The following is a 13,043-nucleotide window of genomic DNA, read 5'->3' as shown; positions in this document are numbered from 1 at the left end:
GGAACGTCGAGGCCTGTGCCCGTCGGCGACAATGCAGCTATGAGCCTGTCCGATCCCACCAGCTCGGTCCCGATCCGGCGCAACGACGTGCTGCTGGCTCTCACCTTCGCCGTGGTTCAGCCGGCCGTGGCGTTCCTTGCGAGCACCTCGGTGCCGGTCGGCCCTCGACCGTGGTTCGCCGCGACGGCGATTCCGCTCGCGGTCGAGGGGCTGGCCCTCGTGCTGTGGCGCAGTCGCCCCCTGGTCTGTCAGGCGCTGGTGTGGTCGGCGGAGGTGGCGACATCATTGCTGCTTCCCGCGGGCTACGTCGCCAGCGGCTACGGCCAGCTCGTCGTGTCCTTCAGTATGGGGATGCGGTTTCCTCTGCGCCGAACGGTGCCTCTCCTGACCGCGCTGTCCCTGGCTTACTCGGCGGTCGACAACTGGCGAGACCCGCCCAATCAGTGGGAGCTGGCCATGACAAGAGTGCTGGTGAACCTGGCGGCCTGCCTGCTACCGATGCTGGGCGGGGCGGCGCTGGCCAGCAGTCGCAGGTACGAGCACTCCCGTCAGGAGCTCCTCAGGCGCGAGCACGGCCGGCAGCTGGAGGTGGCCCTCATCCAGGAGCGCCGCCGCCTGGCCGGAGAGCTGCACGACGTCGCCGCCCACCACCTGGCCGGGATCGTCGTGCAGGCGGCCGCGCTCGAGCGACTGATCGACCGCGACCCGCAGACGGCCAGGGACGCGGCTCAGCAGCTGCGCCGACAGGCCAAGGAGACCCTTTCCGGGCTCCGCTCCGTGGTGGGCCTACTGCGCAGTGACGAGGAGGTCGAGGAGTCCACACCCGGACTGCGCGACCTGCCCGAGCTGGTCGCCTCCACCCGGGTGCTCGGCGTCGACATTGACCTGTTCGACGATGGCCTTCTGGGTGACGAGCCGGGTGATGCGACCACCCGCAGCACCTCCAGCGGTGCGCCCTCCAGAGATACCGCCGCTCGCATACCGGTCCTGTCGCAGCGGGCCGACACCGCCGTCTTCCGGGTGGCGCAGCAGGCGATCAGCAACGCCCTGCAGCACGCTCCGGGAGCCCCGATCACGGTGGAGGTGAGACGTCTGGAGACCGCCCTCGAGCTGACCGTTCTCAACGGCCCCGCACACCGGCCCTCGACCGACCCCGGTGGTGGCGGCACCGGCCTGACGGTCATGCGGGAACGGGCGGACGCCGTCGGAGGTTCACTCCACGCCGGCCCGGTGGAGGGCGGAGGCTGGCGGGTACGGTTGGTCCTGCCGTTGGCTCAGGGGGCTCAGGAGGAGGACGCGTGATCGGGGTGGTACTGGTGGATGACCAGGCGGTGATCCGCGCCGGCTTCCGCATCCTGTTGGAGGAGAACGATGACATCACGGTGGTGGGAGAGGCCTCCGGCGGCAGGGAGGCGGTGCGCGTGGTGCGCGCGACCCGGCCCGACGTCGTGTGCATGGACCTGCGGATGTCGGAGGGGGACGGCCTGACGGCCACACGCCAGATCGTCGCCGAGCGGGAGGGCGGCGTCCCGGCGGTCCTGGTCGTCACCACCTTCGACATGGACGCCGACGTCTTCGGCGCCCTGGAGGCCGGGGCGGACGGCTTCATCCTCAAGGACTGCGAGCCCGAGGAGCTGGTCGATGCCGTGCGCCGCCTGGCCTCCGGCTACGGCCTGGTGGACCAGAGCGTCACCCGGCGGGTGATCGCCGAGTTCGCCCGCCGCCAGGGCCGGGTCGAGAACCGAGAGGCGCTCGGTGTGCTCACCGAGCGGGAGCGCGAGGTCGTCCAGCTCCTGGCCGGCGGCATGTCGAACGCGGAGATCGCCGCCGAGCTCGTCGTCGAGACCAGCACGGTCAAGTCGCACCTGACGCGGATCCTGCCCAAGATCGGCGCCCGCGACCGGGTCCAGGCCGTCGTGTGGGCCTTCCGCAACGGGCTGGTCTGAGGTGCCGGCCGTCGTCGGACCGGATCAGCGCAGCACGTAGGCGGCCATCCAGCGGCGCATGGCGGAGAAGACCTGCTCGCGCACGGGCGGCTCGGACAGGGTGAGGTCGTGGACGCCGCCGGGAAAGCGCGCGATGGTCACCAGCTTGCCGAGCATGACGGCGCGGCGGGCGGTGGCGTCGGCGTCGATGATCGTGTCCGCGCTGCGCGACTCCGGAGTCCAGGTCACCCCGAGGCGGGTGGAGGCCGCGCCCATGGACAGCACCGGGCAGCGGATGTCCAGGCCCTGGGCGACGCGGTTGTGGCCCTCCATGACGGCCTGGAGCCAGCCCACGCGCACGGGCGCGGAGGGCTTGATCGACCAGGCCGGGTTGATGTCCCAACCGGTCACGTAGGGGTCGTCGGCCCAGGCGGGATCGGGCAGCTCGCCGTCACGCTCGGGGAGCCAGCCATCGGTGATGGAGAAGACGCGCGCCGGGTCGACCCAGCCGTCGAGGATCGACATGCGCGGGTCGCGCAGCGCCAGGGTGCGCAGAACCGGGTCGCCGACGGTGCGCACGAGTTCGGAGCCCTGGAGCGAGAGCCAGGCGGAATTCAGGACCAGGGCGCGCAGGGCCCCCGGGTGGCGGTCGGCCCACAGGGAGGCGATAAGCCCGCCCGTGGAGTGACCCGACAGGACGAGCTCGGTCTCCCAGCCCTGATCGGCGCGGATGGCCGACAGGGCTCGCCCCAGGTCCTCGTCGTACTCGGCCAGCGAGGTGCACCAGCCCAGCATCTGGCCCTCGCGCCAGGAGCGGCCGTAGCGGCGCAGGTCCAGGGCGTAGAAGGCGCCGCCCAGGCGGGAGATCTCGCGGGCCAGGTGGGTCTGGAAGAAGTAGTCGTTCCAGCCGTGCAGGTAGAGGTAGATGAAGGTGGGGGTGGTGGGGGTGCCCGGCAGGGCGCCGGGGTCGAGGGCCGGCAGGTGGCGCACCAGGGTGGCGACGGCGCCGTCGTCCTCGTCGTCGGGCAGCAGCTCCAGGGTGCGGGCCTCGAAGCCCGGGCCCAGGAAATCCGGCCCCCAGGCGTCCACCGGCGCGTGCTCGGTCGTTGCGTTCACGCTCCCATGATGGCACCGCTCGCTGGAAGGGACGCCGCGACCGAATTCTCACTCACCGACCAAAACTTCAGAAACGACCCGGAGCCGCGTCGTTTCTGAAGTTTCTGTCGAAGTGAGGCGGGACGACGTGAGGCGGGGGGCCGGTGAGGCGATCGGTGTCAGCCGGCGTGCTGGCCGATGAAGCGGAGGATCGCCTCCTCGACCTGGCGGCCGTGGCCGGTGATGAGGTGACCGCCGGTGGGGAAGATCGACGTCGTCAGGTCCGGGTAGCGGTGCATGGAGGACTGCACGTGCCCCGCCGGGGGAGCGAAGGGCGCTATTCGGTCGTTCCGGGCGTGCAGGAGCAGGACGGGTGGCTTGAGCTCCTCGATCGGATAGTCCTCGAAGTGCACCGCCATGTCCCGGTTGGTGATCGAGGCGTCGATGTCCGCCCCCGTCCTGCGCTCGGACAGGGGGAGCATGCCGTGGATGGTCCGGGGATCCATGCCCAGGACGGGACCGAAGAATGGCGAGAGCAGCCACATGATCCAGTCATGGTTCATGATCGCCGGCGGCCCCATGCGCCCGGGCGGCGCCGCGGGCTGGGACGGCCAGGGCGCGGCCGAGCTCAAGAGAATGAGCCCCGAGACGCGCTCGGGGTGGTCCAGGGCGAAGCGGATGGCGGAGGTGCCGCCGGCCGAGGCTCCCAGGACGAAGACTCGTTCGATCCCCAAACGGTCGAGCATCTCGGCGAAGACGGCGGCCTGGGCGGCCGGCGAGCCGTCGCCCCGCACGGCGCTGCCGGGGTAGCCGAAGCGCGACGGCGCGAGGACCCGGCAGTGCTCGACCAGGCTTCCGACGCTGTCGAGCGCCTGGTCGTATCCGCCGTACAGCCCGTGAACCGACAGAATCGTCTCGCAACCGGAGCCGGGGCCGAAGCCGGAGCCTCCTCCCGAGGGCTGTGGTCCACAGTCGACGTAGGCGACCTCGCCGTGACTGAGGGCCAGCCTTCGCACCGGATGGGCGAGCAGTCGCGCGCGGGCTGCGGCGCGGGCTCGGCTGAGAGCGAGGGCCTGAGCCGCGCCGTAGATGACGATCCCGGCGCCGAGGAGGCCCGCGGCGAGCAGTGCACGTCTCAAGGCAGACCCCCTCAGGCCTCCGGCGGCGTGTGTGCACTCGTTGCGTTCACGCTCCCATGATGGCACCGCTCGCTGGGAGGGCGTCACGACCGAACTCTCACTCACCAACCAAAACTTCAGAAACGACCCGGAGCCGCGTCGTTTCTGAAGTTTCTGTCGAAGTGAGGTGGGTGGGGTGCAGCTGCGGCGGCATCGATGGTGGGAGGGCTCCATCGGTGGGCCGCTGACGAAACGCGCCTCGGCATCGACCCTGACGACCGCCTTCTGCATCCTCCTCCTGGGCGTCTGCGCCATGACTGCCTACAACCTCCTGGCCCCCAGCGTCTAGGGCTCGCCTGGGGCGGCGAGGCCTGAGAGACTGGGCGCATGCGAATCGCCATCGGTGCCCCGGGCAATGGAGCCCTCCTGAAGGACGCTCTTGCGGAACGACTGGCTGAGGACGGGCGCGTGAGCGACGTCCTCGACTTGTCCACACCGGAGATCACCTACCCGGAGGTCTCCTTCCAAGTCGCCCGGGCAGTCGCCGAGGGGCGGGCCGACCGCGGGCTTCTCATCTGCGGCACCGGCGTGGGAACGGCCATCGCGGCCAACAAGGTGCGGGGGGTGCGCGCGGCGACCGCGCACGACCTGCTCACTGTGCGCGGCTCGGTGGAGAACTACGATGCCCAGATCCTGTGCATGGGACAGAACGTCATCGCGGCCCCCGCAGCCTGGGCGCTCATCGACATCTGGCTCGACCTGCGCCACGACCCCACCAGCAGCTACGGCCCCAAGGTCGGCGAGATCGCCGCCTACGAGGCGCGCCTCCACTCCTGACGGCGGCCCCGCGCGAGCGGACGGGTGCCCAGGGCACTATCCGCAGCCTCTACGTGCGTGGCCCCTATCGGAAACTGATTGCGGTCGCTGTCTACGAGAGAGCCTGAGGGTTGCCCAGGTGCCGCAAGAGCATCCGTGTCCAAATCGGATACAAAGGAGTCCGAGGCCCGACATAGTCGCTGACTGAACCGCGGAATCGCGCGGTTTCTTTCTGCGCGTCCGAACTGGGGGCGAGCCTTTGTATCCGATTTGGACACCGCCCAGCACATCGTGGCCGGTCGCGCTGCGCGTGGGGCCGTGATGTCCGGTGCATGACCTGCGTGAGGAACCTCGCGCGAACTTGCATTGAGTGCAATGATGCACTGAGTGCAAGATGAGTGCGTGACCGGAACCGACCTGCGTGCCACCCAGGCGCAACGCACCCGCGCCGCCATCCGCGCCGCCGCGCTCACCCTGACCCGGGAGCGCGGCTACGCCGCGATGACGGTCGACGATGTCGCCGCCCTCGCCGGAGTCTCCCGGCGCACTGTCTTCAACCACTTCGCCTCCAAGGCCGACCTTCTCGTCATGGGCCTGGAGCCTCCGGTGCCCGCGGTTGTCGAGGCCTTCGTCAATGGCTCCGGAAGCCTCCTGGAGGACCTCGGTTCCCTGCTCGCCTCCGGCGCCGAGTCCGTCGAGTCCGAGCGCGGCTGGCTCCTGTCCTTCCCGGAGATCGTGCGGGACAACCCCGAGGTGGAGCGCGCCGTCCACGAGCGGCTGCGCATCGTCGCCCAGTCCTTGGCGGAGGCCGCCGGCCGCCGTCTGGGAGCCGAGCCCGACGACCCGCGCACCCGCGCCGTCGTCGCCCTGGCCATGGCCATCCAGCGCAGCTCCCTGGACCTGTGGTGCGGCCGCTCCCACCCCTGGGAGGAGCGCCGTGATGCGGCAGCGCCCCCAGAGAATCCTGGAGCCCCCGAGGCCTCGGAGCGGTGCCCCCAGGTCCCCTTGGTCGATGCCGTGCGCACCATGGTCGAGGCGATCTCCGAGGTCGTCTCCCCATCCCGTTCTCCTCGCAACTGACTGAACCAACTGTTTCCATCCTTCGCCCTCAACCGACAAGGCCACACCTATGACTCAACGCACTTCGACGCCGGCCTCCGCCGGCACCGCCCTCCACGAACCGGGGGCGGAGTTCCACCCCGACCGCCGCTTCTGGGCGGTCTACGCCTCGCTCCTGATCGTCATGTTCCTGTCCGCCATGGACCAGACGATCGTCGGCACGGCCCTGCCCACCATCGTGGGCGACCTCGGCGGCGCCGCCCACATGGCCTGGATCCTGACCGCCTACACCCTGGCCATCACTGTGGCCATGCCGGTCTACGGCAAGCTCGGCGACCTCGTGGGACGCAAGAACCTCTTCCTGGTGGCCATCGCCCTGTTCCTGATCGGCTCAGCCCTGTGCGGCACCGCCGACTCCATGACTCAGCTCATCATCTACCGCTTCATTCAGGGGCTGGGTGGCGGCGGCCTCATGATCTCCTCCCAGGCGATCACCGGCGACCTCATCCCGCCGCGCGTGCGCGGCACCTACATGGCCCCCATGGGAGCCATGTTCGGCATCGCCTCCATCCTGGGACCCATCATCGGTGGCTGGCTCACCGACTCGGTCTCCTGGCGCTGGACCTTCTGGATCAACCTGCCGCTGGGCGTCCTGGCCTTCATCGCCATCTTCCTGGTGCTGCGCCTGCCCAGCAGTCGCCTGACCAGCCCCATTGACTGGTGGGGGCTCGGACTCATGAACGCCGGTGCCATCGCCATCGTCCTCATGGCCACCTGGGGCGGCAACCAGTACGCGTGGACCAGCCCGGTCATCATCGGCCTGGGCGTGGTCGGCCTGGTGTGCTGGGGGCTGTTCGGCTTCGTCGAGACGCGCGCCACCGACCCCATCCTGCCCTGGACGATCCTCACCAGCCGCACCTTCATCGTCTCCACGCTCGTCGGCATGCTCGCGATGGGCGGCATGATCGGTGTGCTGAGCTACCTGCCCACCTACCTCCAGATGGTCTACGGCTACTCGGCCACCACCTCCGGCCTGCTCCTGGTGCCCATCACCATCGGGATGCTCATCTCCTCGATCCTCTCCGGCGTGCTCGTCTCGCGCACCGACCGCTACAAGATCTACCCGGTGGCGGGACCCCTGGTCGCCGCCGGCGCCGCCTTCTGGCTCTCCCGCCTGTCGACGACGTCGCCCGTCTGGCAGATCTCCGCGGCCACCTTCCTCATGGGGGCGGGCATCGGGCTGTTCTTCCAGCTCCTGGTCACCGTGGTGCAGAACGCCCTGCCGGCCAAGCACCTGGGCACGGCCACCAGCGGCAACAACTTCTTCCGCGAGGTCGGCGTCTCCCTGGGCGCCTCGCTCATCGGTGCGGCCTTCTCCTCCGGCCTGACCTCCAACCTCACGGACCGGATCGGGGCGCTGGCCCGCAGCGCGGACCCGACCGTCCTGGGGGAGCTGGCCCGGTTCAAGGACGCCGACACCTCCTCGCTCACTCCCGCCCTGGTCAACCAGCTGCCCACCGTCCTGCACGACGCCGTGGCCGGCTCCTACGCCGACGCCCTCCTGCCGATCTTCGGCTGGATGATCCCGCTGTTCGTGGCGACCTCCGTCGTCGCCCTCTTCCTGCCCGAAGTGCCCCTGTCCCAGAAGACCGCCATGGAGCAGGTCGCCGAGGCTGAGGCCGCGGCCGAGGATGAGCTCAGTGGGCCGACGTCGCCGCAGGAGCCGGACTCGGCGTCGCAGCAGGCGGAGCGGGAATCGACGGAGCCGGTGACGGCGGCTGACGCAGAGTGATGGGCGGCCCGGTGGCCGGGCGCCCGCCTCAGCCCGCCGGGAACCGGTAGCGGTAGATCCTGCTTCCCCGCGCGTAGTAGAGACTGCTGTCGGCGCCGAGGGTCAGGGAGTTGACGTAGACCTTTCCTTGAGGTGTGGTGGCGAAGTCGGCGATGACGGTGCCCTCATCCTGCAAGGACGTGCTCAGGGCCCGCAGGCGCCCCGCCATGATCCCGTAGAGCACGCCGTCGCGCTCTATCAGCTGACTGCGGTTGGCGTCGGCGTAGCCCTGCCTGGTCAGCGCCCGGCTGCGTCCGATCGTGAAGTCGGCCGGGGTCATGGCGAAGACGTGCATGCCGGTAGTCCCGTACACGGTGCCGTCGCTGCCCAAGGTCAGGGCCGTGATGGAACGCTGGTCCTTGAACGGCGTCATCACCCGGGTCACCTTCCGCGTCTTCAGGTCGAACTCGAAGAGCCTGGGCGCGCTCGCTTCCGTCTGCTCGGGGTTCATGCCGTTGCCGCTGGCACTGGTCCCCACGTACAGCTTGTCCTGGTGGTGGACGATCGACAGCGGCCGGCGGTCGCTCAACAAGCCCCGCAGCGACGGATCCACATAGTTGATCGTGTCCAGCGGGTAGGTGTCGATCGTGTTGTGCGCGGCGTCGTAGATGGACAGCGCCCCGGAGCCGGCCTTGCTCTTGGGAGAGGTGCCGACGGCGAACTCGTCGTCATTGATCGGCACGATGGCGTACGGCCGCGCCTGGCGGGCATCAGACGTGATCCTCACCGACTGGTGATTCTCCAGCGTCGGCCCGGAGGCCCCCATCTTGTACCTGACCAGCTCACCACTGGGGTAGATGCCCGTGACGAACCACTTGCTGCTGTGGCCGAAGCCCTCGACCTGACCCAGCGGGGCCTGGGGCAGGCTGTACTGCGTCTTGTCCACCTGCGCGTTGGGGGTGGCGCGAAGGAGCATCGGGGCGGTCATGTACCAGGAGGCGTAGAGGTCTCCGCCGGGGACTGCCGTCAGGGACTGGATGTCGCGAGGTGATCCCTGGATCGCGTTGCCTCCGTTCGCGTCCTTGGGGAGGCCCGTCGCGCTGCCGTCGGAGGCGTGGACAATGGCGATGCTGGCGTCGTCCTTGCCCGCTGAGATGAAGTGCTCGTGCGTCGCCCAGCTCGACTGACTCGGCCTGGCCGTGGAGGCCAGTCCTTGGGCCAGCGTCCGTGAGGTGTTGGTCCGTGGGTCGTACTCCTGGAGCGTCGGTGTGTTGTGGCTCTGGACGGTGTAGTAGACCTTCTCGGCCTCGCCGGGGCGAGTGACGACCTGGCTGGACCAGGTGCCCACCTCAAGCGCCTTGCCGTCCTTCATCTTCTGCGCCCCGGTGACCGGGTCCAGGACGCAGGTTCCCCCGCAGGTCGGCCGGACGCCGCCCGGGACGCTCGTGCCGACGTACAGGTTGCCGGCCTTGACCTGCAGCCGTTCGAGGTGGGAGAGGCCGGCGGTGACGCGACTGGGCACCGCCAGCCTGGTGGCGGCGTTGGTGGAGGTGTTGATCCGGACGATGGAGGGGTTCTTCGTACCTGTCCCGGCGTAGAGGAAACCGTTGTCGTAAGCGAGGCTGCGCACGTCGCTCTCTCCTGCCTGAACTCCTCCCGGCAGCAGGTCGGTCCACTGGCCCCGTCCCTGGTTGGCGGAGGGGTCGTATCGCAGGATGTGGCCGCCGTGATTGCTCTGCGTGGCCACATAGACCCGGTCGTGCTCGTCAACGACGACGTCCCAGAGGAACGCGCTGTAGGCGGCGACCTGTTCGTAGCCGGGCCGGGACGGATCGCTCAGATTCGTGGCTTTCTGTCCCTCGGGGGCGTCCGGATCGATCTCGAAGAGCTGTCCGCCGCCGCTGGCGAGCATGACGTGCCGGTTCGACAACGTGGCGAACTCCCAGGGCTGCACGTCGGTGTTCTCCGGGACGAGCCGCTCGCGCGACCTCAGCGTGCGGGTATTGAGGTCCACGACGTGCAGCAGGCCGCCGTTGCCGCCGGCCACGACGATGCCGACGGGGGTGCCGTCACTCAGGACGGTGGTTCCGATGCTCGGCACGCTGGGGTCGGGTGGCGGCGTAGTGGGCAGGGCCTCCTCCCTGCCTCCCGGGTCGAGGGCGACGGCGGGTGCGGTGATGGACAGGGACAGGGCAAGGGCGGTGACGAGTGCGCCCCACAGGGTGAGGATGGTTGTCCTGGCTGACTGCTTCATCGCTGTTCTCGCCTTGTGTCGGAGGAAGGGGGCTGTGCGTGCTGCCGTCCGACGGGCTGAGCCCGTCGGAGCGGATGGAACCGCCTGGCCATTGTTCACCGGGGGAGAGATGACGGGTGGCGAAACCAACCGTGAAGTTGATCGATAAATCACTGTGAGGATGCTGGTCGAGGTGCTCTGGTGGTCTTGAGTGCTCGCGCAGGCCGAGCCGGGTGCGCTGCCGGAGCGCAGTGGTGAGAGGATGGTCCGGTGATGAAGCAGATCTTCAGACGACCGCCCCCGGCAGTGCTGCTGGCGATGGCGGGCGCGGCGCAGAGCGCCATGACTCGTGGTCGGACAGTGACGCCCGCGTCGGTGGCGGCAGCCACTGCCGTCGTCGGGGGCTCGATGTGTCTGCTCGCCGGAAGCGCGGGCAACTTTCTTCGCCACCGCACCACGGTCGACCCGGTGAGGGTCGAGCGGGCTCAGCACCTCGTTGTGGACGGCCCCAACCGGCTGACGCGCAATCCCATGTACCTGGGCCTGACGGGCCTGCTGCTCTCGCACGCGATCGCGCGCAGGAGCCCGTCCGCGCTGATCCCGCTGGCCGGCTTCGTCTGGCTCATCGACCGCCACCAGATCCCGGCCGAGGAGAAGGCCTTGGAGGAGAGGTTCGGGCAGGACTACCTCGACTACAAGGAGGCCGTTCCCCGCTGGCTGGGTATGCCGTGTGCTCGAGGGGGCTGTCAGGCGCGCTGCCGGCGCTGAAGGCGTGTGACGCCTGAGGGAGGGGTGACCCGAATCGCGCGGTCGGACGGAATGATCCGACGGCGCGAGTAGTTGAAGATTGTATGAAAGCATTCGGGTTTCTCAGCTTCGGACACTATGGACACGGTCGCGGCCCTGGCGACCCCGACGCCCGCCAGGCGCTCAAGGAAGCCGTCGAGATCGCCGTCGGCGCTGACGAGATCGGTGTCAACGGCGCCTACTGGCGCGTCCACCACTACGCCCGCCAGGCCGCCGCCCCCATCCCGCTGCTCTCCGCGGCCGGCGCCCGTACCCGGCGCATCGAGGTCGGCACCGGCGTCATCGACATGCGCTATGAGAACCCGCTCTACCTGGCTGAGGAGGTCGCCGCTCTCGACCTGCTCACCGACCAGCGCATCGCCATTGGCATCTCCCGCGGCTCGCCGGAGCAGGCCCGTCGCGGCTGGGAGACCTTCGGCTACACCGGCGGCGTTGACCCGCGCGGGGCCGACGTCGCCCACGCCCACACCGCCCAGTTCCTCGACGCCGTCCGGGGCGTCCCGCTGGCGGACCTCGACACCAGCGGTGGCATGGCACCCGGCGCCGGCTCCCGCCTGCGCATCGAGCCGTACGCCCCCGGCGTGGACCGCCGCCTGTGGTGGGGCGCCGGCTCTCGGGAGACCGCCGAGTGGACCGCTCGCCAGGGTCTGAACCTCATGAGCTCGACCCTCCTGACCGAGGCCACTGGTGAGGGCTTCTCCCACCTTCAGGCCGAGCAGATCCGCCGCTACCGCGAGGCGTGGAAGGAGGCCGGCCACGACTGGACCCCGCGCGTGAGCGTCTCGCGCTCCATCTTCCCGATCGTCTCCGAGGTCGACCGGAAGTTCTTCGCGTTGCGCGGCGAGGACTCCCACGACCAGATCGGCGTCATCGACGGCCTGCAGTCGACCTTCGGGCGCACCTACGCCGCCGAGCCCGACGTCCTCATTGAGCAGCTCGCCCGGGACGAGGCGCTCCATGCCGCCGACACCCTCATGCTCACCATTCCCAGCCAGCTCGGCGTCGACTTCAACCTCCACATCCTGCAGGCCTTCGCCGAGCATGTCGCCCCGGCGCTGGGTTGGCAGCCCAACACCGCCGGGCCGGTGACGGGCTATTCCCTGGAGGCGTAGGCGTCCGGCAGCGGTCACCGTCCGGTCCGGTCGCGATACGGTTCCGTCATGGAGGGCGCAGGCGATCGGGCCCCGGTGGTCGTGCACGACCTCGTGATGCCACAGGAGGACGATGGGCCGGATCGCGAGGAGCTGCTGACGGAGCGGAACGCCCTGGTCGATCGGGTGAAGGAGCTGAGCCCGCTGCTGCGCGACATCCATCAGCCGGTCCTGGAGATAACGGCAGCGATCAACGACGTGAAGGCCCGCATCGACGAGATCGACGCGGAGCTGCTCGACCGTTCGGTGTCGGCGGCGGCGAAGCTGCTCGCGGACGTCGAGGAGCCGGTCGGCACCGCGGAGCGCCGCGAGGTGGTCGAGGCGAAGTGGAAGGTGTTGGACGTGGACCGCCGCCGGATGCTCGTGGACGAGCTGGTGACGGTGACCATCGAGCCCATCACGCCCGGTCACGTGAAATTCGACCCCGACCTGATTCGGATAGAGCCGCGTCGCGACTGACTCATGAGTCGACTCGTCATTGCAATGGTGAGTCGACTCGTGGGAGAATGGTTGCAGACAAGAAGATCCCACCGGGGCCGCGACTTAGAAGCGCGGGGTTCTGCTCCCGGATGAGTAGCCGGTTAAACAGCCCAATTACCGTGGCGGGGAACCGGAAGATACTCATGTCTGAGGACTTCCGATGTCTGTCGTTATCGACGTTCCCCGCGCATCCGCGCTCGACCGCCCTGGCCTCGATCAGGGCTCCACTCCTTCTCCGCAGGCAGACGGCCTCGATCCCGTCATCGCCGCCGCTCGTGCTGCTGGTCGTCTGGCCGGTGAACGCCTGGCTCGCACGCCCCTGACCCCGCGACAGCGCGCCGCGGTCGCCGCCGTGATGGGCGGTGGTCACTGATGAGCGCCAACTCCGCCGCCTTCGACCACGTGAACGGCTTCCGCTGGCGACAGGGCGACCCCTCCCTCGCCGAGTCCGAGGCACGTCTCTACGACCTCGGCGTGCTCCGCTCCGTGCTGGAGGAGTCCGTCGAGATCGCCGTCGCCGTCGCCGACGCCCGCGCTCCGTCGTGTGGCCTCGTGGGATCATTTTGGGTCTCATTTGGGGGTCAATAG

14 protein-coding genes are annotated in these 13,043 nt (G+C 69.3%); 11 read left to right on the top strand and 3 right to left on the bottom strand.

The window, feature by feature from the left end; genetic code table 11:
* The first annotated feature begins 39 nt into the window (after positions 1–39).
* Together HMPREF9058_RS11290 and HMPREF9058_RS11285 are read left to right on the top strand one after the other, a co-directional pair.
* Positions 40–1,302: a sensor histidine kinase gene (locus tag HMPREF9058_RS11290; RefSeq protein WP_043538220.1), complete on the top strand. Its 1,263-nt coding sequence runs from the start codon at positions 40–42 to the stop codon at positions 1,300–1,302.
* Entirely contained in the window at positions 1,299–1,946 is a 648-nt protein-coding gene (locus tag HMPREF9058_RS11285; RefSeq protein WP_009407386.1) for a response regulator transcription factor, read from the top strand. The genes HMPREF9058_RS11290 and HMPREF9058_RS11285 overlap by 4 nt, the downstream gene beginning before the upstream one ends.
* A gap of 24 nt (positions 1,947–1,970) precedes the next feature.
* Here HMPREF9058_RS11285 and HMPREF9058_RS11280 read toward each other — a convergent pair whose 3' ends face one another.
* Positions 1,971–3,041: an alpha/beta hydrolase gene (locus HMPREF9058_RS11280; protein ID WP_009407269.1), complete on the bottom strand. Its 1,071-nt coding sequence runs from the start codon at positions 3,039–3,041 to the stop codon at positions 1,971–1,973.
* Positions 3,042–3,199: 158 nt separating this feature from the next.
* Positions 3,200–4,159 carry an alpha/beta fold hydrolase gene (locus tag HMPREF9058_RS11275; RefSeq protein ID WP_009407230.1) on the bottom strand — a complete coding sequence of 320 codons (960 nt, stop codon included), beginning with the start codon at positions 4,157–4,159 and terminating at the stop codon, positions 3,200–3,202.
* 175 nt (positions 4,160–4,334) lie between these two features.
* Here HMPREF9058_RS11275 and HMPREF9058_RS13645 point away from each other — a divergent pair, with 175 nt between their 5' ends.
* The 4 genes from HMPREF9058_RS13645 (at position 4,335) to HMPREF9058_RS11260 (ending at position 7,805) form a co-directional block, all read left to right on the top strand.
* On the top strand, positions 4,335–4,487 hold the full coding sequence (locus HMPREF9058_RS13645) for a hypothetical protein (RefSeq protein WP_009747785.1): 153 nt from the start codon (positions 4,335–4,337) through the stop codon (positions 4,485–4,487).
* Between the two features lie 38 nt (positions 4,488–4,525).
* Entirely contained in the window at positions 4,526–4,975 is a 450-nt protein-coding gene (locus HMPREF9058_RS11270) for an RpiB/LacA/LacB family sugar-phosphate isomerase (protein WP_009747752.1), read from the top strand.
* Positions 4,976–5,356: 381 nt separating this feature from the next.
* The gene (locus HMPREF9058_RS11265) at positions 5,357–6,034 is read left to right on the top strand and encodes a TetR/AcrR family transcriptional regulator (protein ID WP_043538218.1); all 678 of its coding nucleotides are present in this window, start codon (positions 5,357–5,359) and stop codon (positions 6,032–6,034) included.
* Between the two features lie 49 nt (positions 6,035–6,083).
* Positions 6,084–7,805 carry an MDR family MFS transporter gene (locus HMPREF9058_RS11260; RefSeq protein ID WP_009747749.1) on the top strand — a complete coding sequence of 574 codons (1,722 nt, stop codon included), beginning with the start codon at positions 6,084–6,086 and terminating at the stop codon, positions 7,803–7,805.
* A gap of 28 nt (positions 7,806–7,833) precedes the next feature.
* Here HMPREF9058_RS11260 and HMPREF9058_RS11255 read toward each other — a convergent pair whose 3' ends face one another.
* A complete protein-coding gene (locus HMPREF9058_RS11255; protein ID WP_009747805.1) occupies positions 7,834–10,038 on the bottom strand; it encodes a hypothetical protein in 2,205 nt (734 codons plus the stop codon).
* Positions 10,039–10,290: 252 nt separating this feature from the next.
* On the opposite strand from HMPREF9058_RS11255, the gene HMPREF9058_RS11250 reads away from it, so the two are divergent.
* The 5 genes from HMPREF9058_RS11250 (at position 10,291) to HMPREF9058_RS11230 (ending at position 13,043) form a co-directional block, all read left to right on the top strand.
* Positions 10,291–10,785 (top strand): isoprenylcysteine carboxylmethyltransferase family protein, encoded by a 495-nt coding sequence (locus HMPREF9058_RS11250; RefSeq protein WP_043538345.1) that lies wholly within the window; start codon positions 10,291–10,293, stop codon positions 10,783–10,785.
* 83 nt (positions 10,786–10,868) lie between these two features.
* Entirely contained in the window at positions 10,869–11,936 is a 1,068-nt protein-coding gene (locus HMPREF9058_RS11245) for an LLM class flavin-dependent oxidoreductase (protein ID WP_009407218.1), read from the top strand.
* 48 nt (positions 11,937–11,984) lie between these two features.
* Positions 11,985–12,434 (top strand): hypothetical protein, encoded by a 450-nt coding sequence (locus HMPREF9058_RS11240; protein WP_043538216.1) that lies wholly within the window; start codon positions 11,985–11,987, stop codon positions 12,432–12,434.
* Positions 12,435–12,615: 181 nt separating this feature from the next.
* Positions 12,616–12,828 carry a hypothetical protein gene (locus HMPREF9058_RS13200; protein ID WP_003780572.1) on the top strand — a complete coding sequence of 71 codons (213 nt, stop codon included), beginning with the start codon at positions 12,616–12,618 and terminating at the stop codon, positions 12,826–12,828.
* Positions 12,828–13,043, top strand: coding sequence for a hypothetical protein (locus HMPREF9058_RS11230; RefSeq protein ID WP_009407019.1), 216 nt, complete (start codon positions 12,828–12,830; stop codon positions 13,041–13,043). The genes HMPREF9058_RS13200 and HMPREF9058_RS11230 overlap by 1 nt, the downstream gene beginning before the upstream one ends.

The sequence above is a fragment of the Actinomyces sp. oral taxon 175 str. F0384 genome, assembly GCF_000223355.1.
Classification (GTDB): Bacteria; Actinomycetota; Actinomycetes; order Actinomycetales; family Actinomycetaceae; genus Actinomyces; species Actinomyces oris.
Note: the sequence above shows the minus strand (reverse complement) of the source record. Positions and strands in the feature narration are given on the sequence as shown.

Bases quoted from the DNA above. Each gene is read 5' to 3' on its own strand.
- HMPREF9058_RS11290 (WP_043538220.1), top strand. From the start codon at position 40: ATGAGCCTGTCCGATCCCACCAGCTCGGTCCCGATCCGGCGCAACGAC.
- HMPREF9058_RS11270 (WP_009747752.1), top strand. From the start codon at position 4,526: ATGCGAATCGCCATCGGTGCCCCGGGCAATGGAGCCCTCCTGAAGGAC.
- HMPREF9058_RS11260 (WP_009747749.1), top strand. From the start codon at position 6,084: ATGACTCAACGCACTTCGACGCCGGCCTCCGCCGGCACCGCCCTCCAC.
- HMPREF9058_RS11255 (WP_009747805.1), bottom strand. From the start codon at position 10,038: ATGAAGCAGTCAGCCAGGACAACCATCCTCACCCTGTGGGGCGCACTC.
- HMPREF9058_RS11250 (WP_043538345.1), top strand. From the start codon at position 10,291: ATGAAGCAGATCTTCAGACGACCGCCCCCGGCAGTGCTGCTGGCGATG.
- HMPREF9058_RS11245 (WP_009407218.1), top strand. From the start codon at position 10,869: ATGAAAGCATTCGGGTTTCTCAGCTTCGGACACTATGGACACGGTCGC.
- HMPREF9058_RS11240 (WP_043538216.1), top strand. From the start codon at position 11,985: ATGGAGGGCGCAGGCGATCGGGCCCCGGTGGTCGTGCACGACCTCGTG.
- HMPREF9058_RS13200 (WP_003780572.1), top strand. From the start codon at position 12,616: ATGTCTGTCGTTATCGACGTTCCCCGCGCATCCGCGCTCGACCGCCCT.
- HMPREF9058_RS11230 (WP_009407019.1), top strand. From the start codon at position 12,828: ATGAGCGCCAACTCCGCCGCCTTCGACCACGTGAACGGCTTCCGCTGG.